A 23,272-nucleotide genomic window follows, 5' to 3' on the forward strand; every position below is an offset into this window, starting at 1 on the left:
GCTTCGGCCCGGCCCCCGAGGCGAAGCCGCAGGTCAATGGAGCGAGCGCCGGTTGCTCGCGCTGTGGTCACACCACATCGATGGCCATGAGGAACCCTCCTGGGCGCTGCACCACCAGATGAGGGGCGCCGCTGCCGAGTGACTTCCCTGATGCCACGACGCTACTTGTCAGGGCCAGGCAGAACTGCGAGACCGCCGGACCGATGTCCACCCCATGAGCGACCACGAAGGCGTACTCCGGACTCGTCGCCACGTTGAGCATCGTTTCGGCTTCAGCGTCCCCGACGCCGCATGCGATTATGGTGGGCGCCCATCTGGCGATGGACCGGTCCGTGATGGATTGGTGGGCCGGGCGCCATCCGTCACCGTCCGAAGGCTGCCCGTCGCTCAAGAAGAAGACCGCCGGGCGATGGACGGAATAGCCCTCGCTCTTCAGCGTCACGAGATCGGCCGGGATGAGGTCGCGCAGCTTCGAGAAAGCCGCGCCGTAAATGGACGCTCCGCGACTCTGCAGCAGCGGTGGCGTGGTGGTCTGCCGTACATCTGCGAGGTGCAGGCGAACCTCGGCATCTTCCGCGAAGCCGATGATCGACAGCCGGATCTTGGCGGCCGCGAGGGGCGAGTTGCGCATGGCATCCAGCAAGGATTCGAGGCCTTGATTGATCTCCTCGATCTGTGGCCCCAGGGAACCCGATTCGTCAGCGACGATATACACCGGGAGGATGTTCGCGAAACTCGCCATCATGATACCTTCATCGTCCTGCGCCCGCTTTCGGTGAGTTCGTGTCTCGCCTAGATGTCGATGATGTCTCCGGCCACCGGCTCGGCGGCAGATGCTCGTCGAAGAACCAGGAAATCCTCGTCGTCGCCGGGAACCCGGTGCTGGGCCTGCCATCCCTCCGGCCATTCGTCCTTACGGTCCGGCCTGGCCAGGACGCGCGCGTTGATGAATCGGACGACATCGCCCGGAAAGTCCTTCGTGAAGCGGCAGTCCCCGAGAAAGGTGGCCCCGTCGAAGACGCCGACCTCGGCGAAGTTCGCTGCGACGAACCAGGCGCGGCCGCCGAATCGGGCGCCGGTGAAAGTTCCGGCCGCGAAGGACGAGGCGCCGAAGTTCGCGAGGCGCTCGAAGGTGGATCTGGCGAACGACGTCTCCGACTGAAATCGGGTTTCACCGAACTTGGCGTCCTTGGCGAACCGGCTCTCGATGAAGTGGGCGCTGTCGCTGAAGATGGTGCCGCCGAAGTCCGCGGAGTCAGCGAAGGAGGTGCGGCCGAACCAGGCTTCGCCCTTGAATCGAGCGTTCAAGAACTTGCATTTCGCGAACATCGCTTCGCCGAATCTCGCCTCCTGTTCGAAGTCTGTGCCGGAGAATATTGCCCGGCCGCTGAAGACTGCTCCGCCGAACTGAACGGACTCCTCGAAGCGCGTGCTCACGAAGGAGGCTTCTGTCAGCACGGCCTCCCGGAAACGAGCGCGTCCCCGGAACCTTGCCGCCTTGAACGATGCTGCGCCGGTGAACTTGCAATCAGTGAAGTCCGTTGCGTCGCCGAACGCCGTGTTGTCGAACAGTGTCTTTCCGTCGAACGTTGCTCTGCCGAATTCCGTTGAGGCTCTGAACTCCGCGCGAACGAAGGAAACGCCATCGGTGAACTCCGTACCGGTGAAATCAGCGTTGCCGACGAATATCGCATCCGAGAAGGTCGCCTGACGAAGGGACGCGTCGCGAAGAATCATCTTCACGAGGACGGCTCCACTGAGATCGAGCTGTACGTTGCCCCACGGCTGTGGAGTGACGAGTGGTCCTCCGTCGTCCCGGCGGCAGTGTGCTGCCAGAATTCTTTGCGCTGCGAGTCGTACCTGCAATTCCTGGGCAGGATCTCGCTCGGCGGGAGTCACGATCTCCGAAGGCGGCTTCTGCCGCGACGGTTGTGCCGGCAGGAGCGCACCGATGGAGTCCGGTCCTCGGCTGCTCGACGGCCGGTACGGCATCCGCAGGTAGGCACACAGGACGTTGACCACGGTCTGGCGCTGACTCACGTTGTTCTCCGCGACGCGTTCCAAGGCGTAGAGACCGCCCAGGCGTACGGCGGCGTCGGCGGAACCGAGCTGCTCGACCGCCTTTGTGTAGAGCTCCGTGACACGCTTCTCGGCGGCATCCTCGACGGTGTGAGCATGAATCTGCTCGGTGTGCCTCTGCCGTCGGACAGCGAGAAGAAGGGCGGCCGCAGCGCCGCCCGCCGCGATCGATCCGAGGCCGTACTTGATTGCCTCGATCTGCAGCTTGGCGCGGTCCGGCCCAGCGGCCAGGTCGTCGGAGACTTCGAGCATCACCATCAAAGCGGCCATGCCGATTCCGGCCAGAGTGCCGACCACCGTGAGAAGCCCGGAGTCCGACAGCAGCCACGGCCATCGTGCGCTGTCACCGGCTGTGGCGTTACTGCGGTCGACGGGCGCGACCTTCTCGCGGATCAAGCTGGGAAGCAGCACCAGGCCGACCACGATCGCGGCGATCACCGAGACGACGTGCGTGCCGAGCCAGGACACGAACGCGTGGGTCCACGGCCAATGCCAGACGCGTGCTTCGACCACGAGAGCGCTGAGGACCGCGGCGCCGGCGAGAACAGCTCGGGCCCGGACGCTGTGGCGGCTGCGCATGTCACCTGTCTTCTCATCCCGCGCTTCGACAGGCTCGCTTTCCGAGCCAGCAAGATCAGCGCATGCGCCGCGGTGGTGGGGCTGCGCTCATGGCCGCCAGCCTGGCATCTGTGGTGATGTCCTCGCAATCCACCGTTCGGGACCTCCGGCCGTAGGCGAATGCCGTATTCCTGCCGGAATCGGCATCCACGCCTGGGAGAACACCCGGCCGCCCGGCCATCTCCATGACGAAGCCCGGCATCGCGATCATGCGGGAGGCATCGATGACCGTGGCGCCGCGGGCTCGCAGGCCGGTGCCAACGGCGACGATGCTGCCGTCGGCCATCGCGATGATGTGGTCGCAGAACCGGCTGGCGAGGTTGAGGTCGTGCAGCACCGCCACGATCGTCTTGCCGGACTGCTCGTTCAGGGTGCGCAGCAGGCGCAGCAACTCGACCTGGTGGTTGATGTCGAGGAACGTGGTGGGTTCGTCGAGCAGCAGCAGATCGGTGTCCTGGGCCAGCGCCATCGCCACCCAGACGCGCTGCCGCTGACCGCCGGAGAGTTGCTGCAGGGGCCGTTCGCCAGGGCCGTGCCGTCCAGCTGCACCGCGCCGTCCCGGGGTTTGAGCAGCCGGGCCAGGCCGCGCAGCAGCGTCGACTTGCTAACCATAGTTCCCGTGTCTTGCATAGCCGCGGCCTCAGGTGATCTTCGGGTCACCGCCGGCGTCCGGCTCACCGGCCCGGTCGGCCGGTTGGCCGGCGGATGGGTGTTCGGCCAGCACCCGCTCCTCGTCGAGAGCGGACGTCTGCACCACCAGGACGTCGCAGACGGCGTTGCGGACCACGTTCGCCGGCACCGATCCGAGCAGCTGTCCCTGGCTGGCGCCCAGTCCCCGGTTCCCCACCACGATCAGGTTGGCCGGGTCCGCGCCGACCGCGTCGAGCAGGGCCTGCGCCGGATCACCGACGACCAGGCGCTGGTCGATGTAGCGGGCGCGCTCCCTGGTCAGGCCGGTGACCGACGTCGCCAGGGCGGCGCGGGCGGCGTCGGCGCCGACCAGGTCACGGTGCACACCCTCGGCCGGCGGTTCGCCTGTGCCGCCCTCCCGGTAGGCGGTCACCACCACCAGGCGGGCCTGCGCGGCCTGGGCCACCTCGGCGGCGCGGTCCACGGCGTACAGGCTGGTGGGGGTGCCGTCCGAACCGACGACGACCCGGTCGTAGACGGTGATGCTGCGCTTGCCGCCGAGCGGCACGATCGGGGACTCGTCGGCCTCGTCGGGCGGGTTCACCCAGAGCATCGCGACGGCGCCGAGACCGAGCAGGACACCGGCCAGCATGATCGCGTTGCTGCCCTTGCCGTCCAGCCAGTGCTCGAAGATCCAGCCGAAGGTGATCGTCTGGATCAGCATCGGCACCACGATCATCATGTTGAGGATGCCCATGTAGACGCCGGTGCGCTTGGCCGGGACCATGCTCGCCACCATCAGGTACGGCACGCCCACCGCGCTGGCCCAGAAGACACCGAGCCCGATCATCGGGACCAGGGCGAGGTACTGGTTGGTGATGTCGGAGAGCCAGACCAGGGACACCGCGGCCATCCCGAGCGCCACCGCGTGCACCCGTTTCGCGCCGATCCGCCGGGCGAACCCGACCAGGAACAGCGCGGACACCATGGTGACGAAGTTGTAGGTGGCGTTCGTCAGGCCGCTCCAGCCGATCGCCTCCTCCCAGGCCGGGCCGCCCTGCTCCGGCGTGGTGCCGAACACGGTCTCACCGAGGCTGACGGCCACGAACTGCCAGTAGATGAACATCGCGTACCACTGGAACAGGAACACCACGCCGATCTTGTGCATCGCCACCGGCATGACCCGTACCGCGTCCGCGATCTCTTTCACCGCATGGTGCAGGCCCTTCGGCGCGGACCGGATCTCGGCGATGTCCTCGTCCGAGGGGGTCAGTTCCTTGGTCCGGGCCATCGCCGTCAGCACGGTCAGCAGGATGCAGAACGTGCCGATCATGAAGCACAGGTACATCCAGTACGGCACGCCGTTGCCGGCGGTCCGCTGGAGCGCCTCGACCTTCTCCAGCAGGAACAGCGACAGGTTCGCCAGCACCGCGCCGGCGCCGGTGAACATGCTCTGCGTCAGGAAGCCGCGCGCCAGCTGCGACTTGGGCAACCGGTCGGAGATGAACGCCCGGTACGGCTCCATCGAGGTGTTGTTGCCGGCGTCGAGCAGCCAGAAGCAGACCACGGCCAGCCACAGGATGCCGACGAACGGGAACAGGAACAGGATGACCGCGCAGAGCAGCGCGCCGGCGGTGATGAACGGCCGCCGCCGCCCCCAGCGCGGATGCCAGGTGCGGTCGCTGATCGCCCCGATCAGCGGCTGGATGATCAGGCCGGTGACCGGGCCGGCCAGGTTGAGGATCGGCAGCTGGTCGGGGGTGGCGCCGATCAGCAGGAAGAGCGGGTTCACCGCGGACTGGGTGAGGCCGAAGCTGAACTGGACCCCGAAGAAGCCCAGGTTCATCATCAGCAGGGCGGGCCCGGTCATCAGCGGTTTGCGGTCGACCTGCCCGGCGTCCGGTGCGACGGATCCGGCAGTCGTTGTGGTGGCCATGGGAGCCCCCCTCTGTGGCCGTCCGACCAATTGAGCGGAAGTTAAGCCCGCTGTAACAGGCCCGCAACTTGGCGTGACGACAAGCGCCGATGCGTGAAAATATCCGGGTCTGGCGGCCGACCGAGATCTCGACCACTCTGGAGGGTGATGGCCTGCGCGGACGGAGGCGGCGATGAGTGACTGGCACAGCATCGTGGTCGGTGTCGACGGCTCCCCCGGCAGCCGCAAGGCGCTGACCTGGGCCGCCGCCGAGGCCGCCCGGCACGGCACCGACCTAGTCGTGCTCAACGTGTGGGAGCACACCCTGCTGCCGCCGGCCGGCAGCGTCAGCGTGTCCGAGAGGTTCGTCCCGGACCCCAGCCAGCGCACCGCTGACGATCTGCTCCAAGTGATCAAGGAGGAGCTGGGGGAGGAGCCGCCGGTGCTGGTTCGCCCGGTGGTCCGGCAGGGCAGTCCGGCGAAGATGCTGATCGAGGAATCGGCGCAGGCCGACCTGCTCGTGGTGGGGCAGCGCGGCCACGGCGGCTTCGCCGGGCTGGTGCTCGGCTCGGTCAGTCAGCACGTCTCCGCGTACGCGAAATGCACCGTCGCCGTGGTCCGCTGAGGCGCCCCGCTCAGACCGCCCTGGCCGCCGCGTCCGGCGTCGGCTCAGACCGCAGGGACGGCCGCGTCCGGCGCCGGCTCAGATCGCCAGCACCGCCACGTCCGCAGCGGTGAGGCTGCCGGCCACGACCGTCCCGGCGTGCTCGGCCACCGAGGTCACGAAACCGTAGGAGCCGTCGGTCGTGCGCAGGTCGTGCACCAGCCGGCCGTCCAGGTCGTACGCCATCACCCAGGCGATCGGTTCCGCCTTCGGCCGCACCCCCGCCGGCAGGTTCCAGACCAGCAGCCGCAGCACGCCCGGCAGCGGCAGCAACCGGTCCAGCAGCGGGTTGCGGGGCGCGACCACACCCACCCAGACCAGGCCGTCGCTGCCCAGGCTCATGTTGTCCGGGAAGCCCGGCAGGTTCTCGGCGAACATCTCGGTCGTCCCGGCGCGCGGCCCGGCCAGCCAGTGCCGCCGGATCCGGTACCCGGCCGTCTCCGCGACCAGCAGGTACGTGCCGTCCGGGGCCAGCACCAGGCCGTTCGCGAACTTCAGCCCGTCCAGCACGGTGCGGACCGTGCCGTCCGGGTCGCGGCGCAGCAACCGGCCCGTCTCGGTGTGCTCGAACACGTCGCCGAGGTGGTCGGCGAGGTCCCAGCGCCTGGTGGACGTGGTGAACCAGATCGTGCCGTCCGGACTGTCGACGACGTTGCTCGCGAACCGCAGCGGCTCGCCGTCCACCCGGCCCACCAGCACCTCGACGCCGCCGTCCGGGCGCAGCAGCAGCAACCCCCGGTCGTGGTCGCAGATCAGCACGCCGCCGTCGGCCCGGGGTTGCAGGCCCAGCGGCCGCCCGCCGGTGTCACCGATCTCGGCCCGCACCCCGGTCGCCGGGTCGATCCGCACGATCCGCCCGTCCGCGAGCCCGGCCACCACCCGGCCGTCCCGGTCGAAGACGACATCCTCGGGCCCGGTGCCGCCGGTGGGCAGCAGGCTCTTCACGACGAGCGGCGCGGTGGGCCCGCGGTCGGCGGCGACGGGCGGCTTCCATCGGTGAGGATGAATGAGTCGGCGCGGCATGCGGTCATCATCCACGCCGGTGCTCGATAAGACAATTGCCTGCGTATGGTCGTTTCCGGTCAGAGCTTGAGATTGCCGATGATCGCCTCGGTGACCTCGCGGGTGGCGGCGGTGCCGCCCACGTCGCGGGTGCGCACGCCGCTGCCGGTGGTCGCCTCGATGGCGTGCCGGATCGCTGCGGCCTCGGCGTGCAGGCCGAAGTGGTCGAGCATCAGGGCGGCGCTGCCGATCGCGCCGACCGGGTTGCAGATGCCCCGGCCGGCGATGTCCGGGGCGGAGCCGTGCACCGGCTCGAACATGGACGGGAACCGGCGTTCCGGGTTCAGGTTGGCACTGGCGGCGAGCCCCAGGCTGCCGGCCAGGGCGCTGCCCAGGTCGGAGAGGATGTCCGCGTTCAGGTTCGAGGCGACCACCACGGACAGCTCCTCGGGCCGCAGCACGAACTTCGCGGCCATCGCGTCGACCAGGACACTTTCGGTCGCGACGTCCGGGTAGTCGGCGGCGACCCGGGTGAACACGTCGTCCCACAGGACCATGCCGTACTGCTGCGCGTTGCTCTTGGTCACGCTGGAGACCTTCTTGACGGTACGGGTACGCGCCAGGTCGAACGCGAACCGCATGATCCGTTCACAGCCGTACTCGGTGAACAGTGCCGACTGCACGGCCACCTCGCCGGTGCCGGGGCGGGCGCCGAGGTTGCGGCCGCCGAGCCCGGCGTACTCGCCCTCGGAGTTCTCCCGGACCACGACCCAGCCGAGGTCGGTGCTGTCCGCCTTGCGCAGCGGGCTCTGGATGCCGGGCAGGAACTCGACGGGGCGGACGTTCGCCCACTGGTCGAAGTTCTGACAGATGTTCAGGCGCAGCCCCCAGAGGCTGACGTGATCCGGGACGGTGGGCCAGCCGACCGCACCGAAGTAGAGGGCGTCGAAGTCCTTGAGCTGGTCGAGGCCGTCCGCGGGCATCATCCGGCCGTGCCTCGCGTAGTGGTCGCTGCCCCAGTCGAACTCCTGCCAGGCGAAGGCGAAGCGTCCGTGGGAGGCGGCGGCGAGGGCGTCGAGCACGGTGCGGCCGGCCTCGACGACCTCGATGCCGACGCCGTCGGCGGGGATGGCGGCGATGCGGAACGTCTGCGGATCGGTCACGTCGGCCTCCGTCGTGGTTCGGGCGTTACGACGAGTAGACGGCCGAGGGGCCACCGGCGTCCAGCGGGACCTACCGCGGGAAGGTTTGTCACGAACCTATCCAGTAGGCTCTACCGGTGACGATCATCGGGGAGTTCGGGCGGCAGCTCGGGCCGTTGCGGCGGGCGCTGCTGCGGGCCACCCGGGCCGCGGACGGGCTGCCCGAGATGCCCGAGGCGCACATCGAGGTGCTGCGGGCCCTGGCGGGGCGCGAGACGATGAGCACCACGGAGATCGCCGAACGGCTGCGGCTGGCACGCCCCACGGTGAGCAACCTGCTGGGCGCGATGGAGCGGGCCGGTCTCGTCGAGCTGGTCCGCGACGGCGCCGACCGGCGGCGCATGACGGTCCGCGTCTCGGGGTACGCCGCCGAGCTGCTGAACCGGTACGACGCGGCCTGTGAGCGGGCGCTGGCCGAGGCGTTCGCCCGGCTCGGCCCGGAGGACCGGCGGGCGCTGGAGTGTGCCGTACCTATCTTTCCGCAGCTGACCGAGCTGCTGTGCACCCGGAGTGAACGATGACCATCCCGCTGACCGATGCCGAGGCCGTGGACCTGCTCGGCGCCGACGGCGCCGGCCTGGAGGACCTGTGCGCCCGGGCGGACGCGGTGCGCCGGGAGCGCGCCGGCGACCGGCTGACGTTCGTGGTCAACCGCAACCTGGACACCGCCCGCGTCGGCGGCTCGCCGGCACTGGTGCGGGACCTCGTCGTGGAGGCCGCCGCGCTGGGGGCCACCGAGATCTGCGTGCAGGGCCCGCTGCCGGCGGACGCGCCCGACGACGGCTACCTGGAGCTGGTGCGTGCGGTCGCCGGCGCCGCCCCCGGCATCCACCTGCACGCCTTCCGGCCGGCGGAGGTCGCCGACGCGGCCGCCCGGCTCGGTGTCACGCCCCGCGAGTTCCTCGACCGGGCCCGGGCGGCGGGGCTGGGTTCGGTGCCCGGCACCGGCGCGCGGATCCTCGACGACGCGATGCGCACCCCTGCCGACCTGCCCGTCGGCCGCTGGGTGGAACTGATCACCACGGCACACGCGGCCGGGCTCACCTCCACCTCGACGATGGTCTACGGGATCGGTGAGACGCCCGCGCAGCGGGTCGCGCACCTGCGGCTGCTCGCCGGGATCGCGGAACGGACCGGCGGGTTCACCGAGTTCATCGCGATGCCAGGCTCGCCGGCCGCGACCCCGCGCGACGCCCGGGCGATCACCGCGGTGGCCCGGCTGCTGCTGGCCGGTCGGATCGACCACATCCAGGCACCGTGGCCCAAGGTCGGCGCCGAGGGCGCGCTGCAGCTGCTGCGCGGCGGCGCCGACGACCTGGGCGGCCTGCTGCTCGACGGCGAGCTGGACCCGTCCGCCGGTCAGGAGCAGGGCCTGTCGCTGACCCGGGCGGACGTCGACCGGATCGCCGCCGAACTGGGCCGGCCGGCACGGCAGCGCACCACCCGTTACGGCCTGCTGTGACAGACGTCGACGTCGTCGTGGTCGGTGCGGGGCTGGCCGGGATCGGCGCGGCCATCGAGCTGGCGGCCCGCGACGAGACGTTCGTGGTGCTGGAACGCGCCGCCGACGTGGGTGGCACGTGGCGCGACAACACGTACCCCGGTGTGGCCTGTGACGTGCCCGCCCACCTCTATGCCTTCGCGCATTCGCCGAACCCGGCGTGGTCGCGCACGTTCGCGCCCGGCCGCGAGATCCAGACCTATCTGCGCGGCCTCGCGGCGCGTCCCGGGGTGGCGCCGCACCTGCGGCTGTCGCACGAGGTCACGGCGGCGGAGTACGACGAGGCGGCGCAGCGCTGGATCGTCACGACGAACCGGGGCTCGTTCCGGTGCCGGGCGCTGGTGCTGGCCGCCGGCCGGCTCACCGAGCCGCGGATCCCGGACGTCGCCGGGATGTCCGGTTTCACCGGTCCGATGTTCCACACCGCCCGCTGGGACCACACGGCGGACCTCGACGGCGCCCGCGTCGGGGTGGTCGGCACCGGCGCCTCGGCTATCCAGGTGATCCCCGAGCTGGCGGGTCGCGCCCGGCGGCTGACGGTTTTCGCGCGCAGTGCGCCCTACGTGATCCCGCGCGACGACCGGGCACAGACCGCCGTCGACCCGGCGGAGATCCTCCGGGTCCGGGAGGAGGTCTTCACCGGCATGGAACGGGGCATCGCCGCCCGCCGCCGCGAACCCGTCGCCCTGGCCGAGCTGCGCTCCCGGGCTCTGGACCACCTCGCCGCCCAGGTGCCGGACCCGGTGCTGCGTGCCCGGCTCACCCCGGACTACGAGGTCGGCTGCAAACGGGTGCTGCTGTCCGACACGTTCTACCCGGCGATGGGCCGGCCCGACGTCGACCTGGCCGGCGCCCTGGACCGGCTGGACGGGCCGGTCGCGTTCGCCGCCGACGGGCACCGCGCCGACCTGGACGTGCTGGTGTTCGCGACCGGGTTCCACTCGACCGAGCAGCCGTACGCGCACCGCGTCACCGGCCGCGGCGGCGTGCGCCTGTCGCAGGCGTGGGAGCGGGGCATGGTGTCGCACGCCTCGACGGTCGTGCACGGCTTCCCGAACATGTTCGTGCTGGACGGCCCCAACGCCGCCCTCGGCCACAACTCGGCGGTGCACGTCATCGAGAGCCAGCTGGCCTTTCTGACCGGCGCCCTCGACCACCTCGCCGCGCACCCGGGGCCGCTGGAGGTGACGGCGCGCGCGCAGGACGAGTACACCCGGGACATCGACGCGATGGCGGCCCGCACGGTGTGGCTGCGCGGCGGTTGCACCAGCTGGTACGTGGACAAGCGCAGCGGCCGGCTGACCCTGCTGTGGCCGAGCACCGCGACGGCGTTCCGGGAGCGCAACGGCCGGTTCGACCCGCGCCCGTTCGAGCAGGTGTGACGTCGGGTGGCTGTGACCGCTGTCGCACTCCACCGTCCTGCCTGCACTCGGTGCAACGATGCACTTAGTGTAGGAGCATGGAGCTGGACGCCCTGCCGCCCGACCGCCGGGCGGCGCTGAAGGCCCGTCACCGGCGGGCCATCCTCGACGCGGCCAAGGCGCTGATCACCGAGGGGCCGGCGGCGCGGTTCAGCGTCGACCAGCTGGCCGAGCGCGCCGACGTCTCGCGGCGCACGATCTTCAACCACTTCGCGTCGATCGACGACGTCACCACCACGGTGTGCAGCGAGGTCCTCGGCGTCGTGATCGACCACTTCCGGCAGGTGGTGACGACCGAGCCGGTCGGGCCGGGCACCCGGGCGGCCGCGTTCGCGACCCTCACCGAGGCGCTGCGCGTCACCGACGTGCCCGGACTGCTGGCCTTCCTGTGGCGGGCCCTCGGCGGTCTCGACAAGGGCGACCCACGCCCGCGGCAGATCTTCCAGGCGACGTTCTCCCGGATCACCACCGAGTTGGCGCGCGAACTGTCCGAACGTAACGCCGACCTCGACCCGCTCGAAGCGGAACTGCTGGTCAGCTCGCTGATGCACGGCACCGAAGTGATCGCGGAGCACTGGCTGGCGGCCACCGGCGCCGCCACCGACGAGCCCGCCCGGGTGCTGTGGAACGAACTGCTCGACCGGCTCATCGACAGTGTCCGAACCGGCTACCGATCTCTCGATTGAGGAAGCACAGAACACATGGCTGAGTTGCTGTACCGCGTGGGGCGCTTCAGTGCCCGGCGCGCCTGGGCCGTCCTGATCACCTGGCTGGTGGTCCTCGGACTGTCCGTCACCGCCTACTTCGCCTTCGGTGGCACCCTGTCGTCGCAGGTGACGATTCCGGGCACGGCCACCGCGAAGGTCACCGACCAGCTCGCGGAACGGTTCCCCAGTGCCAGCGGCGGCAGCGGGACCATCGTGTTCCACACCGCCGACGGTTCCGCGTTCACCGAACAGCAGCAGGCCGCGGTCGGCGCGCTGCTCAAGAGCACCGGTGAGCTGGACGGGGTGACCGCCACCACCGACCCGTTCACCACCCAGCAGCAGCTCACCCAGCAGGCCCAGCAACTGCAGGGCGGCAAGCAGCAGCTCGAGGCCGCGCTGGCGAACCGGGACGCGCTGCCCGAGGAGCAGCGGCAGCAGCTCGACGCGCAGGCCGCCAAGCTGGACGTGTCGCAGCAGCTGCTCGACATGTCCTCGAAGATCCGGATGGTGTCGGAAGACGGCACCGCCGCGGTCGCGTCAGTCGTCTTCGACAAGCCGCAGATGGACGTCACGCCGGAGACCAAGGACGGCGTCATCGACCACGTCACCGACGGCGTGCCGGCCGGTGTCGAGGCCGACTTCTCCAACGAGATCACCCAGAGCGTGCCGCAGATCCTCGGTGTCGGCGAGGTCGCCGGCCTGGTCGTCGCGGCGATCACCCTGCTGGTCATGCTGGGCGCGCTCGTCGCCGCCGCCCTGCCGCTGGTGACCGCCCTGGTCGGCGTCGGTGTCGGCGTCACCGCCTCGCTCGCGCTGTCCGGCGCGGTCGACATGCTGTCGATCACCCCGGTGCTCGGCGTGATGCTCGGCCTGGCCGTCGGCATCGACTACTGCCTGTTCATCCTCAACCGGCACCGCCGTCAGCTGCTCGCCGGCGTCGAACTCCGCGAGTCCATCGCGCTCGCCAACGGCACGTCCGGCAACGCCGTCGTCTTCGCCGGCGCCACCGTGCTCGTCGCGCTGCTCGCGCTCAACGTCACCGGCATCGGGTTCCTCGGCATGATGGGTACGGTCGGCGCCATCTGTGTGGCCGTCGCCGTGATCATCGCCGTGACGCTCACCCCGGCCCTGCTCTCCCTGCTCGGCACCCGGATCCTCACCAAGAAGGCCCGCGCCAGCATCGGGCAGGCGCACGCGGCGGCGGTGCCGTCCAGCCCGATGTCCACCGGCCGGGCCGTGCTCACCGCGGTCGCCAGCCTCGCCGTGCTCGTCGTGGTCGCACTTCCGGCGCTCTCCATGCGGCTCGGCCTGCCGGACGGCTCGTCCGAGGCCGAGGACTCCACGCAGTACCAGGCGTACCAGCTGATCGAGCAGAAGTTCGGCGCCGGCGTGAACGGCCCGCTGCTGGTCGTCGCGGAGCTGCCGGAGGCGGTCACCGGTGACGCCGCGCTCGCCGAACAGGCCCGGATCGGCTCCCGCATCCTCGCCACCGAGAACGTGACGGCCGTCGCGCCGGTCGGCCAGTCCAGCGACAACGAGCTGATCGCCTTCCAGGTGGTGCCGGCCGAGGGCCCGAACAGCGAGTCCACCGGGCAGCTCGTCCGCGACCTGCGTGACCTGTCGCCGCTCGACGGGGACGTCACCCTCGGCGTCGCCGGCAGCGCCAGCGGCAACATCGACATCTCCGAGCAGCTCTCCGACGTGCTGCCGCTCTACCTCGGTGTCGTGGTCGGCCTGTCGCTGCTCATCCTGATCGTGGTGTTCCGCTCGATCCTGGTGCCGCTCACCGCGACCCTGGGCTTCGTGCTGTCGCTGTTCGCCACGTTCGGCGGCGTCACCGCGATCTTCCAGTGGGGCTGGCTGGGTGGCGTCTTCGGCGTGCACGACCCGGGCCCGGTGCTGAGCTTCCTGCCGACCATCCTGATCGGCATCCTGTTCGGCCTGGCGATGGACTACCAGCTGTTCCTGGTCTCCGGCATGCGCGAGGCGTACGCCCACGGCGCTCCCGCCCGGCTCGCCGTACGCCAGGGCCTGCACGCCGGCCGTACCGTGGTGACCGCCGCCGCGATCATCATGATCTCGGTCTTCGGTGGGTTCATCTTCTCCCACACCACGATGATCCGGTCGCTCGGCTTCGGGCTCGCGTTCGGCGTGCTCGCCGACGCGTTCCTGGTCCGGATGCTGCTCATCCCGGCGATCATGCACCTGCTCGGGAAGTCGGCCTGGTGGATCCCGCGCTGGTTGGACCGGATCCTGCCCAACGTCGACGTGGAGGGCGCCGCGCTGGAGCGCAGCCACCCGGTCGTCACCCACCACACCGAGACGAACCAGCCCGGGGAGCCGGTCACGGCGGCTCGCTGACCTCTGGGGTACGGGTGACCGTCGCGAGCATCGTCGCGCCGGTCACCCGTGCCCGGCCGGTTCGCGAGTGAGGCGGCGGCGGGGCGGGTAGTCCTTGCGGCAGAAGCACCGCGGCCGGGTCGTCCCTCGTCCGGAACGCCGCGGCCGATCGGAAGGCGCTACTGGTGACCGACGCACGCGACCGTCTCGGCAACGGCGAGCAGGACCTCGACGAGGGCGAGGCCGAACAGGTGGAGGCGGTACGCCCACCGGACCTCAACCAGGACTCGGACCGGTCCGCGACCCGCCTGGAACTCTTCTTCGACCTGGCGTTCGTGCTGTTCGTGGCCCGCTGCGCCGACCTGCTCGCCAAGGACGAGACCTGGCACGGCGCGCTCGTCTTCACCGCGATCCTGACGATCGGCTGGTGGGCGTGGGCCAGCACCACGCTGTACGCCAACCGGTTCGACACCGACGACGCGATCTTCCGGCTGCTCACGCTCTCCGGGATGGCCGGTGTGGTGGTGATGGCGGCCTCGGTGGACCAGGTCGGCAAGTCGGCCGGGCACTGGTTCGCCATCGGCTACGTGATGATCCGCCTGGTGCTGATCGCCGGGTACGCGCGGGCCTGGTGGCATGTGCCGGAAGCCCGCTCGACGGCCCGGCTCTACCTTATCGGGCACACCCTCGGCGCCACGTTCTGGCTGGTGTCACTCGCCTTCCCGGCGCCGGTGCGGTACTGGCTGTGGGGCTTGGGCGTGCTCGTGGACGTGGTCTGGCCGACCGCGGCGGCCCGGCTCAAGGACGCCGTCCCGCTGCACCTGGAGCACCTGCCGGAACGCTTCGGGCTCTTCATCATCCTGGTGCTCGGCGAGTCGGTGGCGGGCGTCGTGACAGGCGTCCACGACGGCGACTGGAAGCCGCTCGTGGTCGCCACCGCCGTGCCGGCGTTCGTGGCGGCCGCGGCACTGTGGTGGGTCTACTTCGACCTGTCCGGTGGCGCGGCGAAACGGCGGCTCACCTCGGAGGACGAGGAGATCACCAAGCACGGCGTGCACGACTTCTACGTGTACGTGCACCTGCCGCTGGCGGTCTCGCTCGCCGCGGTGGCGGTCGGTCTGGAACACGCGGTCCTGCACGGCGCCGACGATCACCTGTCCGCGGGCACCCGCTGGACGCTCGGCATCGCCACCGCGGTCTACCTGCTGAGTGCCGCGTTCATGCAGGGCCACCTCGGCCGGCGGGTGCGCGGCGCGCTGCTGTGGCCGGGCACCGGTGTGCCGCTGGTCCTGCTGGTCGTGCTGCTCGACCTGTCACCCGTGCTGACCGTCGGCTTGTTCGCGGCGGTGCTGGTCGCCGGCGTGATCGCGGGCTTCCTGCTGCACCGGGCCGGTGAGGTGCGCACCGAGAAGATCTAGGCGGGCTGGGCCGTGCTGGCGCGGACCTCCAGGTGGTGCGCGACGATGTGCCGGGCCGGTTCCGGGTCGCCGTCCGGGCACAGCCGCCCGGCGAGCAGCTCCAGCGCCACCCGGGCGATCGCCACCTTGTCCGGTGCCACGGTGGTGAGCGGCGGATTCGCGTACCGGCCGTCCTCCACGTCGTCGAAGCCGGCCACCGCCAGGTCGGCCGGCACCCGCAGCCCGTGCCCGGTCGCGGCGTGCAGGGCACCGAGTGCCAGCTGGTCGCTGAAGCAGAACACGGCGTCGACCCGGATGCCGGCCCCGAGCAGCACGCGCATCGCGGCCGCCCCGTCGGCCCGGTGCAGCCGGTCGACCGGCACCTCGAGCGCCGGGTCGTGCGGCAGGCCGGCCTCGGCCAGCGCCTGCCGGTAGCCGTCGCGCCGCCGGGCCGCCGTGCCGTTGAGCAGGTGCGGCTGGAGTCCGACCGCGGCGATCCGGGTCCGTCCGGTCTCGATCAGGTGCCGGGTCAGCTCGCGGGCGGCGGCCACGTTGTCGATCGCGACGTGGTCGAGCAGCCCGTCGGCGTCCTGCTCGCCGAGCAGCACCAGCGGCGCGGCGTCGGGGCGGCGGCGCAGGTCGGCGGGGGAGAGGGCCCAGGGACTCATCACGAGTCCGTCGACGGCCTGGCCGCGTACGCCGTCGAGCAGTTCCCGCTCGCGCCGCGCGTCCCCGCCGGTCTGCTGGACCAGCAGCGTCCAGCCGCGTTTCTCGGCCTCGTCCGCGAGGTGGCCGGCGAGTTCCCCGAAGTAGGGCGACGCGATCTCCGGTATCACCAGCGCGATCATGCCGGAGCGTCCGCCGCGCAGGTGGCGGGCGGCCGCGTTGGGCCGGTACCCGAGTTCGTCGAGGACCTGCTGGACCCGCCGGCGGGTCTCCGGGGCGACCTGCGGGAAACCGGAGACGACGTTGGACACCGTGCGGACGGACACGCCGGCCCGCTCGGCGACCTGACGCAGATTGGCAGCCACGACCAGAATGCTACCGCCCACTTGCAACGTGGCATGCAACGTTGCAACATGGAGCTCATGACGACTCTCATCGATGCGGAAGCCGGGCAGAAGGCCCGGGAAGCCATCTACACCGACGGCATCACCGCTCTGCGCGGCGCGTTCGACGTGGCCTGGGCCGACCGGATGCGTGCCGACATCGAGACCGCCTTCGCCGAGGCCAAGGCCCGGCTGGGCGGAGCGGTGGGCCGCGGGCCGAACCGCTGGTACGTCGAGATCCACCCGGAGCAGATGAGCGGCTTCGTCGACCTCGTCACGCACCCGTGGGTGACGGCCGTCTGCACGGCGGTGCTTGGCGCCGACTACAAGATCGTGGAGCTGGGCTTCGACATCCCGTTCGCCGGCGCGGTCAACCAGCCGTGGCACCGCGACTTCCCGATGCCCGAGGTCACCCGCACCGAGGGCCGGCTCGACTCGCTCGCCTTCAACCTGACCGGCGTCGACACCACCGACGAGATGGGCCCGTTCGAGATCGCGCCGGGCACCCAGTTCGACGACGAGCCCGACTTCGGGCACGGCATGTTCCCGCCCCGCACCCGGTACGGCCGCTACGACGAACTGGCCGTGCGCAAGTACCCCCAGCGCGGCGACATCTCCGCGCGCTCGGCGCTGACCATCCACCGCGGCACCAAGAACCACTCGCAGGTCTCCCGCCCGGTGCTGGTCCTCGGTGTCGACGCCGCCGACGCCACCAACAGCGACAAGCACGACCTGGCCGTCACCGAGAAGTACTGGGCGGCGCTGCCGGCCGCGGTGCGCGACCACCTGGACTGCCCGATCGTCGACCGGCTCACCCCGATCACCCAGAAGCACACCATCGAGGGCCTGGTCATGGGTGACGCCTGACACGCGGTCATCATGGAGGTGATGAACGAGATCGAAGCACGGGACCTCGCGACCCATCTGATGGCCCGGCACGGACTCGCCGGCTGGCGCCTGACCTTCGACGACGCGAAGACCCGGGCCGGCATCTGCCGCCCGGCCCGCAAGGAGATCGGGCTGTCCCGGCCGCTGATCCGCCTCTACACCCCCGAGCAGGTCACCGAGACGGTGCTGCACGAGATCGCGCACGCGCTCGCCGGCGCCGCACACGGCCACGACGGGGTGTGGCGGGCGGTCGCGGTGCGGATCGGCGCCTCCGGCACCCGCTGCGTGCCGGAGGACGTGCCCCGCGTCGAGGGCCCGTGGGAGGGCATCTGCCCGGCCGGTCACCGGACGACCGTGCACCGCCGTCCGACCCGGGTCCGGTCCTGCTCGAAGTGCTCGCCGGCGTTCGACCGCTCGGCGGTGTTCGCCTGGACGTACCGGGGCATCCCCGCGCCGATGCACCCCGGCTACGTCGCCGAGCTGACCCGGATCCGCGGCGGGCGCCCGGCGCCGGCCGACGTGTTCCAGGTGGGTGACCGGGTGCGGCTCACCGGCAGCGGGAAGTACGGGGGACTGGTCGGCACCGTCGTCAAGCGCGGCCGCACCCGTTACCAGGTGCGCACCGGCAAGGGCGTGCTGAACGCCCCGTTCACGCTGGTCGAGCTGGCCTGAGCCCTGGTCGAACTCGCCTGAGCCCTGGCCGAGCTGGCCTGAGCCCTGGCCGAGCTGGCCTGAGCCCTGGCCGAGCTCGCCTGAACGGCCCGGCGGCGCGTCTGGCGCACCACCGGGCCGGCGGCCGGGCTCAGTGGCCGGACAGGGTGCCGCTGATCTCGTTGGGGGTCGCGTCGAGCGTGCCCGAGGTGACCACCTTGCCGCTGGTCAGGTCGAGCTGGTGCACCTTCTTGGTGGCCGGCTCGGTGATGTAGGCGTCGGCACCGCGGACGAACACGGCCGGGCGCGGCTGCTGCCAGTCGAGCGGCTCCGTCCAGGCGCCGACCGCCGGCCAGGACGCGGTGATCTTCCCGGCGGCCGGGTCGATGACGTGCAGCTTGCCGTCGGTGCCCAGGATCAGGCCCTCGCCCTGCGGCCCGCGGGCCAGCGAGCGGAAGCTGTAGCTGACACCCGCCGGCATCGGCACCACCGTGATCTTCTCGGCGACCGTGTCGATCAGCGAGAACTGCTTCGGGGCCTCGAGTTCCGCATCCGGCTCGATCTTGTAATCGCCGAGCAGCACCGGCGAGGCGTCACTGCCCGCCTGGTTGCCGATCCGGCTGTACTCCAGGTCGCTCTGCACCTTGACGAAGGTGCCGTTCTTGAACAGCAGCACGCCGTCCTCGCAGCCCAGCGCCACCACGTCACCCTTGGCGACGGCCTCGCCGTGCACGCCGGGGCACTGCTCGTTGCGGGCGGTCTCCTTGCCGGTTGCGTCGACGGCGATCGCGCCGGAGCGCTTCTCCTCGGTGCCGAGCGTGACGATCATCGTCCCGTCGGCGAGTTCGACGGCGACGCCGTGGTGCGCGGTCGCCGCCTTGTACTGCCGGCCCTGCGGCTTGCCGGCGGCAAGTTGCTCCGGGTCGAAGCTGTTGATCTCGCCGGTGCCGTCGGTGAACAGAATGGTCCGGTCGCCGTGGCGCACCACGTGGCCCGGCTTGGCACCCGGGTAGCTGACGCCGGTCAGCCGGCCCGCGGTGGCGTCGAGCATCTCGAAGCCGGTCGCGGTGGAGACCACCACGGTGGCGTCGTCACCGGCCGGGTTGATCCGGTTGAACCCGTCGAGCGGCACGGTGTGCGCCACCTTCAGAGTTTCGCCGTCGAGCACGTGGATGCCGCCCTCGAAGGTGACCGCGATCGGATCGGTCACCGGGGCGGCCGCCGAGGCCGAGGTCGCGGGTGCGGCCGCCGGCTCGGTGCCGCCGGCCGATCCGGATCCGCAGGCGGCGAGCGCCAGCGAGGCGGTGGCCAGCGCGGCCAGGCTGCCCGTCATGCGTCGGTTCACTATGTCCTCCCCAAATGCAACTGACAATCATTTTCATTTAACGTACAGGGTGGTCCCCGGGCCGGGAAGCGGGGGGTCCAGGCGGTGAGCCCGGCGAGCGGGGCTCAGGCGGTGAGCCCGCCGATGATCGCGTCGGCGTTGAACCGCATCATGTCCAGGTAGCTCGCGGCCTCGCTGCCGGCGCCGCCCAGCGACTCGGAGTAGAGCCCGACCACGCGCACCTCGACGCCCGCCTCGGCGGCCAGCACCTCGGCGAGACGCGCCGGTTGCGCGGTGTCCGCGAAGATCGCCGGCACCCGGTGCCTCTCGATCGCGGTGACCAGCGAGGCCAGGTCGGCGGCGCTCGGCGAGGCGAGGGTGGTCCCGCTCGGCAGGACGGCGCCGACCACCGTGAAGTCGTAGCGGTCGGCGAGGTACCCGAACACGTGATGGTTGGTGACGAGCACGCGGCGATCCGCGGGCAGGCCTGCGAAACGCGCCGCGAGCTGCGCGTCCAGATCGGCCACTTCCCGGGCGTACGCGTCCGCGCGCTCCCGCACCGCACCGGCGTCGACGCCGTCCACCCGGGCCACGATCTCCTCGGTGAGCAGCCGCACGGCCGCGCCCACCCGGCCCGGGTCGGTCCAGAAGTGCGGGTCCGGCATCCCGGCCGCGTCGCCGTCCCGATACTCCAGCGGGTCGACCCGGGCGCCCACCTCCATCACCGGGACGCCCTCCGCCCGCGCCGACTCGACGTGCCGCAGCACACCCTCCTCGAGGCCCAGGCCGTTGTAGACGACCAGGTCGGCGGTCTGCATGGTGTACGCCTCACGGGCCGAGACGGCGAACGAGTGCGGGTCGGCGTCCGGCTTCATCAGCACGGTGACCTTCGCCTGATCGCCGGTGATCTCCCGGACCACGTCACCGAGGATGTTGGTGGTGACCACGATGTGCGCCTCGTCCGGCGCGGAGCAGGCCACGCCGCCGGTCAGGACGGCCGCCGCCGCGGTCAGGGCCGCCACCAGGCGACGGGCCCTCACCGGCCGACCTCGACAACCAGGTCCGGGCGGTCCGCGGTGCGCAGGGTGCGGGCGGTCCGCAGCCCGTCGCGGTAGTCGACCTCGTGGACGACCCGTTGCTCCGGGTCGGCCAGGTAGGCGCGGTTGACGTCCAGGGTCAGGGTGGTGGCCTTCAGTGGCGCCTCGGCCAGGACCTTGCCGGACTCCAGGTCGTAACTGATCAGGGTTCCCGCGCTGTCCAGCGCCAGCACGGTCGCGGCGTCGGCCGGTGACGCGGCGGCCACCAGGTCGCGGCCGTTCGCGGCCAGGTGCCGGACGGCCGCCTTCGGCGCGTTCACCGACCAGATGCCGCCGGTGCCGGCGAGCGCTGCCTCGTTGCTGCGCGGGCGGTGACCGAAAGCGGTCCCCGGGACGGGTTTGCGGGGTGACGGGACGGCGGTCGCGGTCAGGGTGCCGGAGTCCTCTTTGACCCGTACCAGATGGTCCTCGCAGGCGATCAGCGCGCCGCCGCGCAGCACCACCCACCCGCGGGGCGCCTCGCAGGGGGCCTCGAAGGCGCCCGTCGCACGCCCGTCCGGGCCCATCGCGACCAGGCGGTGCGCGGGCCGGGCGGGATCGTCACCCGTGGCGACGATCAGATTCCCGGCGTACGGCACCGCCAGCGGCGTGGAACTGCGGGAGTCGATCCGGCTCACCTCGGCCACCGTGCCGGTCTCCAGCTGCCGGCGGTCGAGGACCCGGATCCGGCCGTCCGCGGTGCCCACCGTGGTGTGCGCCGCGTTGCCGGCGACCGTCACCACCGCGGCGTCGAAGGTCAGCGTGCCGATCGTGCGTGCCGGAGCCCGGTAGAAGTGGACGTGATCGGCGTGGTCCACCGTCCACACCCCGGCGTCGACGATCTCCAGCCGCCGGTCGCCGTCGCCGGCGTAGACGAACCGGCCGTCGTCGGTGAGCTGCCGCGCGGGCACCGACAGGTCGAGCTGTTTCTGCCGCTCGGTCGCGAGATCCAGCAGGTGCAGCCGCTGCCCGCCGCGTGCCGCGTAGGCGATCGCGGACGCGGCCTCGGGCAACTCCTCGGCGCCGGCGACGTAGCCGTGCGGCGGCTCGGCGGGCTCCTCGCCCCGCGCGTCGCCGGAGCCACAGGCCGACATCGTCAGGGCCACACCCAGGGTGGCGGCGAGTGTTCTCTTGATCACGAACTTCCTTCCGGTGGGGGGACGGGCGCGCGGCGCCGGAGCACGGCGTCGCTGATGCGGCGCGCGCCGGACAGGCCGGCTCGGCGCGCTCCGAGCCGGCTCGCTCGGCGCGCTGCGAGCTGGGCGGTCCGGCGGGCTGCGAGCAGGGCGAAGAAGATCAGGACGGCCGTGGCGGCGATGGTGGCGCTCGCGGCGGTCGCGGCGTACCAGGAGATCCACAGCCCGGCCACCGTCGCGGCCGAGCCGATCACGAAGCTGGTGAGCATCACCGCGGGCAGCCGGCGGGCGACAAGCATCGCGGCCGCCGATGGCGCGATGAGCATGCCGAAGGCGAGCAGGGTGCCCACGACGCTGAACGCGACGGCCATCGTGACGGTGAGCAGCACCAGCATCACGGCGTTCGCCAGGCCGGGCCGCAGGCCCAGGGTGCGGGCCTTGCGCGGGTCGAAGGTGAGCGCCAGGAACGGCCGGTGGCACACCGCCGACACCACCGCGACCAGGGCGCCCGCAGCGGCCAGCAACGCCAGGTCCGGCGCGCGGATCGCCAGCACGTCACCGAAGAGGAACGCCGTCAGGTCGGTCGCGAACGACCGCGAGTGCGACACCACGATCACGCCTGCCGACAGCATGCCGACGAAGAGCAGCCCGATGCTGGTGTCCCGGCCGAACTCGCGGCTGTGCCGCAGCGCGCTCACCCCGGCCGTCATGGCCAGGGCGCTCGCGGCGGCGCCGACGACCAGGTTGCCGCCCACGATCGACGCGACCGCGACACCGGGCAGCATCCCGTGGCTCATCGCCTCGCCCAGGAAGGTCATCCCGCGGGCGATCACCCAGACGCCGACCAGGGCGCAGACGGCGGCCAGCAGTACGCCGCCGAGCAGGGCGCGCTGGACGAAGGAGACGGTGAACGGCTCGGCCAGGAACGACATCACCTCGCCGAATATACTGCAACTGAAAATCATTACCGTTAGGGGTGTTGCTGATGATCACGGTCGATCGCGTGGGTTTCCGGTACGCCGGCGTCCCGGTCCTGCACGACGTCACCCTGCGCGTCGAGGCGGCCGCGATGCTCGCCGTCACCGGGGCGAACGGCACCGGCAAGAGCACGCTGCTGCACCTGCTCGCCGGCGTGGAGCAGCCCGCCGAGGGCCGCATCCGGCGGCGTACCGGCTGCCGCGTCGCCCTGCTGCCACAGCGCACCGGCGACATCGACGCCCTGCCGCTGACCGTCGCCGAGTGCGTCCGGATCGGGCGCTTCACCCCCGGCCGCCTGCTGCACCGCCTCACCCGGCACGACCGGGCCGCCGTCGCCGAGGTGATGGCCCGGCTCGGCCTCGCCGACCTGGCTCGCCGCCGGTTGCGCGAACTCTCCGGCGGCCAGCGCCAGCGCACCCTTGTCGCGCAGGCGTTCGCCCAGGACGCCGACGTCTACGTCCTCGACGAGCCCACCGCCAACCTGGACGCTGCCAGCCGGGCCCGCGTCCACGACCTGATCACGTCCCGGGTCCAGGCCGGCGCCGCCGTGGTCGTGGCCAGCCACGACGACGCGGAGGCGGCTCTGGCCGACCACACGCTGCACCTGCGCGCCACGGGATCTTCCGGCACGGGTCCGGCGGCCGCCGTGTGACGTAGCCCACCCGGCGGGGACCGAAGCTCGGGCCCCGGGAGG

Annotated in this window: 21 protein-coding genes; 10 read left to right on the plus strand and 11 right to left on the minus strand. The window is 71.4% G+C overall.

Going from position 1 to position 23,272, the window contains the following annotated elements; genetic code table 11:
* Positions 1–67: 67 nt before the first annotated feature.
* The 4 genes from LPA41_RS06085 to LPA41_RS06100 form a co-directional block, all read right to left on the minus strand.
* Entirely contained in the window at positions 68–742 is a 675-nt protein-coding gene (locus tag LPA41_RS06085) for a hypothetical protein (protein WP_229068944.1), read from the minus strand.
* Positions 743–792: 50 nt separating this feature from the next.
* Positions 793–2,658, minus strand: coding sequence for a pentapeptide repeat-containing protein (locus tag LPA41_RS06090; protein WP_229068945.1), 1,866 nt, complete (start codon positions 2,656–2,658; stop codon positions 793–795).
* A 55-nt stretch (positions 2,659–2,713) separates the two neighbouring features.
* Positions 2,714–3,172 (minus strand): hypothetical protein, encoded by a 459-nt coding sequence (locus LPA41_RS43205; protein WP_374238116.1) that lies wholly within the window; start codon positions 3,170–3,172, stop codon positions 2,714–2,716.
* Between the two features lie 165 nt (positions 3,173–3,337).
* Positions 3,338–5,263 carry an MFS transporter gene (locus LPA41_RS06100; RefSeq protein ID WP_229068946.1) on the minus strand — a complete coding sequence of 642 codons (1,926 nt, stop codon included), beginning with the start codon at positions 5,261–5,263 and terminating at the stop codon, positions 3,338–3,340.
* Between the two features lie 172 nt (positions 5,264–5,435).
* Here LPA41_RS06100 and LPA41_RS06105 point away from each other — a divergent pair, with 172 nt between their 5' ends.
* Positions 5,436–5,867, plus strand: a complete 432-nt coding sequence (locus LPA41_RS06105; protein ID WP_229068947.1) for a universal stress protein — start codon at positions 5,436–5,438, stop codon at positions 5,865–5,867.
* A 78-nt stretch (positions 5,868–5,945) separates the two neighbouring features.
* Here the strand turns inward: LPA41_RS06105 and LPA41_RS06110 are convergent, their stop codons facing one another.
* Positions 5,946–6,929: an SMP-30/gluconolactonase/LRE family protein gene (locus LPA41_RS06110; protein WP_229068948.1), complete on the minus strand. Its 984-nt coding sequence runs from the start codon at positions 6,927–6,929 to the stop codon at positions 5,946–5,948.
* 59 nt (positions 6,930–6,988) lie between these two features.
* The gene (locus LPA41_RS06115; protein ID WP_229068949.1) at positions 6,989–8,071 is read right to left on the minus strand and encodes a tartrate dehydrogenase; all 1,083 of its coding nucleotides are present in this window, start codon (positions 8,069–8,071) and stop codon (positions 6,989–6,991) included.
* A 116-nt stretch (positions 8,072–8,187) separates the two neighbouring features.
* Between LPA41_RS06115 and LPA41_RS06120 the strand changes: the two genes are divergently transcribed.
* The 6 genes from LPA41_RS06120 (at position 8,188) to LPA41_RS06145 (ending at position 15,497) form a co-directional block, all read left to right on the plus strand.
* The gene (locus LPA41_RS06120; RefSeq protein WP_229068950.1) at positions 8,188–8,631 is read left to right on the plus strand and encodes a MarR family winged helix-turn-helix transcriptional regulator; all 444 of its coding nucleotides are present in this window, start codon (positions 8,188–8,190) and stop codon (positions 8,629–8,631) included.
* Positions 8,628–9,572, plus strand: coding sequence for an FO synthase (locus LPA41_RS06125; protein WP_229068951.1), 945 nt, complete (start codon positions 8,628–8,630; stop codon positions 9,570–9,572). Before LPA41_RS06120 ends, LPA41_RS06125 begins: the two co-directional genes overlap by 4 nt.
* Positions 9,569–10,993: an NAD(P)/FAD-dependent oxidoreductase gene (locus tag LPA41_RS06130; protein WP_229068952.1), complete on the plus strand. Its 1,425-nt coding sequence runs from the start codon at positions 9,569–9,571 to the stop codon at positions 10,991–10,993. The genes LPA41_RS06125 and LPA41_RS06130 overlap by 4 nt, the downstream gene beginning before the upstream one ends.
* A 77-nt stretch (positions 10,994–11,070) precedes the next feature.
* On the plus strand, positions 11,071–11,718 hold the full coding sequence (locus LPA41_RS06135) for a TetR/AcrR family transcriptional regulator (protein ID WP_229068953.1): 648 nt from the start codon (positions 11,071–11,073) through the stop codon (positions 11,716–11,718).
* Between the two features lie 15 nt (positions 11,719–11,733).
* A complete protein-coding gene (locus LPA41_RS06140; protein WP_229068954.1) occupies positions 11,734–14,100 on the plus strand; it encodes an MMPL family transporter in 2,367 nt (788 codons plus the stop codon).
* 164 nt (positions 14,101–14,264) lie between these two features.
* Entirely contained in the window at positions 14,265–15,497 is a 1,233-nt protein-coding gene (locus LPA41_RS06145) for a low temperature requirement protein A (RefSeq protein ID WP_229068955.1), read from the plus strand.
* Here the strand turns inward: LPA41_RS06145 and LPA41_RS06150 are convergent.
* Positions 15,494–16,507: a LacI family DNA-binding transcriptional regulator gene (locus LPA41_RS06150; protein ID WP_229068956.1), complete on the minus strand. Its 1,014-nt coding sequence runs from the start codon at positions 16,505–16,507 to the stop codon at positions 15,494–15,496. The genes LPA41_RS06145 and LPA41_RS06150 overlap by 4 nt on opposite strands.
* Before the next feature lie 57 nt (positions 16,508–16,564).
* On the opposite strand from LPA41_RS06150, the gene LPA41_RS06155 reads away from it, so the two are divergent.
* Positions 16,565–17,392: a phytanoyl-CoA dioxygenase family protein gene (locus tag LPA41_RS06155; protein ID WP_229068957.1), complete on the plus strand. Its 828-nt coding sequence runs from the start codon at positions 16,565–16,567 to the stop codon at positions 17,390–17,392.
* 21 nt (positions 17,393–17,413) lie between these two features.
* Positions 17,414–18,085: a SprT-like domain-containing protein gene (locus tag LPA41_RS06160; RefSeq protein ID WP_229068958.1), complete on the plus strand. Its 672-nt coding sequence runs from the start codon at positions 17,414–17,416 to the stop codon at positions 18,083–18,085.
* 130 nt (positions 18,086–18,215) lie between these two features.
* Here LPA41_RS06160 and aztD read toward each other — a convergent pair whose 3' ends face one another.
* From aztD to aztB, 4 genes are all read right to left on the minus strand, one after another.
* Positions 18,216–19,409, minus strand: coding sequence for a zinc metallochaperone AztD (gene aztD, locus LPA41_RS06165; RefSeq protein ID WP_229068959.1), 1,194 nt, complete (start codon positions 19,407–19,409; stop codon positions 18,216–18,218).
* A gap of 104 nt (positions 19,410–19,513) precedes the next feature.
* On the minus strand, positions 19,514–20,428 hold the full coding sequence (gene aztC / locus LPA41_RS06170; RefSeq protein ID WP_229068960.1) for a zinc ABC transporter substrate-binding protein AztC: 915 nt from the start codon (positions 20,426–20,428) through the stop codon (positions 19,514–19,516).
* Positions 20,425–21,603 carry a hypothetical protein gene (locus tag LPA41_RS06175; protein ID WP_229068961.1) on the minus strand — a complete coding sequence of 393 codons (1,179 nt, stop codon included), beginning with the start codon at positions 21,601–21,603 and terminating at the stop codon, positions 20,425–20,427. Before LPA41_RS06175 ends, aztC begins: the two co-directional genes overlap by 4 nt.
* A complete protein-coding gene (gene aztB, locus LPA41_RS06180) occupies positions 21,600–22,532 on the minus strand; it encodes a zinc ABC transporter permease AztB (protein WP_229069129.1) in 933 nt (310 codons plus the stop codon). The genes LPA41_RS06175 and aztB overlap by 4 nt, the downstream gene beginning before the upstream one ends.
* Positions 22,533–22,585: 53 nt before the next feature.
* Here aztB and aztA point away from each other — a divergent pair, with 53 nt between their 5' ends.
* Positions 22,586–23,230 carry a zinc ABC transporter ATP-binding protein AztA gene (gene aztA / locus LPA41_RS06185; RefSeq protein ID WP_229068962.1) on the plus strand — a complete coding sequence of 215 codons (645 nt, stop codon included), beginning with the start codon at positions 22,586–22,588 and terminating at the stop codon, positions 23,228–23,230.
* Positions 23,231–23,272: the final 42 nt, after the last annotated feature.

The sequence above is a fragment of the Actinoplanes sp. DH11 genome (genome assembly GCF_020873875.1).
Taxonomy (GTDB): Bacteria; Actinomycetota; Actinomycetes; order Mycobacteriales; family Micromonosporaceae; genus Actinoplanes.

Bases quoted from the DNA above. Each gene is read 5' to 3' on its own strand.
- aztB (WP_229069129.1), bottom strand. From the start codon at position 22,532: ATGTCGTTCCTGGCCGAGCCGTTCACCGTCTCCTTCGTCCAGCGCGCC.
- aztA (WP_229068962.1), top strand. From the start codon at position 22,586: ATGATCACGGTCGATCGCGTGGGTTTCCGGTACGCCGGCGTCCCGGTC.
- LPA41_RS06135 (WP_229068953.1), top strand. From the start codon at position 11,071: ATGGAGCTGGACGCCCTGCCGCCCGACCGCCGGGCGGCGCTGAAGGCC.
- LPA41_RS06140 (WP_229068954.1), top strand. From the start codon at position 11,734: ATGGCTGAGTTGCTGTACCGCGTGGGGCGCTTCAGTGCCCGGCGCGCC.
- LPA41_RS06105 (WP_229068947.1), top strand. From the start codon at position 5,436: ATGAGTGACTGGCACAGCATCGTGGTCGGTGTCGACGGCTCCCCCGGC.
- LPA41_RS06155 (WP_229068957.1), top strand. From the start codon at position 16,565: ATGACGACTCTCATCGATGCGGAAGCCGGGCAGAAGGCCCGGGAAGCC.
- LPA41_RS06085 (WP_229068944.1), bottom strand. From the start codon at position 742: ATGGCGAGTTTCGCGAACATCCTCCCGGTGTATATCGTCGCTGACGAA.
- LPA41_RS06160 (WP_229068958.1), top strand. From the start codon at position 17,414: ATGAACGAGATCGAAGCACGGGACCTCGCGACCCATCTGATGGCCCGG.
- LPA41_RS06090 (WP_229068945.1), bottom strand. From the start codon at position 2,658: ATGCGCAGCCGCCACAGCGTCCGGGCCCGAGCTGTTCTCGCCGGCGCC.
- LPA41_RS06110 (WP_229068948.1), bottom strand. From the start codon at position 6,929: ATGCCGCGCCGACTCATTCATCCTCACCGATGGAAGCCGCCCGTCGCC.
- LPA41_RS06125 (WP_229068951.1), top strand. From the start codon at position 8,628: ATGACCATCCCGCTGACCGATGCCGAGGCCGTGGACCTGCTCGGCGCC.
- LPA41_RS06100 (WP_229068946.1), bottom strand. From the start codon at position 5,263: ATGGCCACCACAACGACTGCCGGATCCGTCGCACCGGACGCCGGGCAG.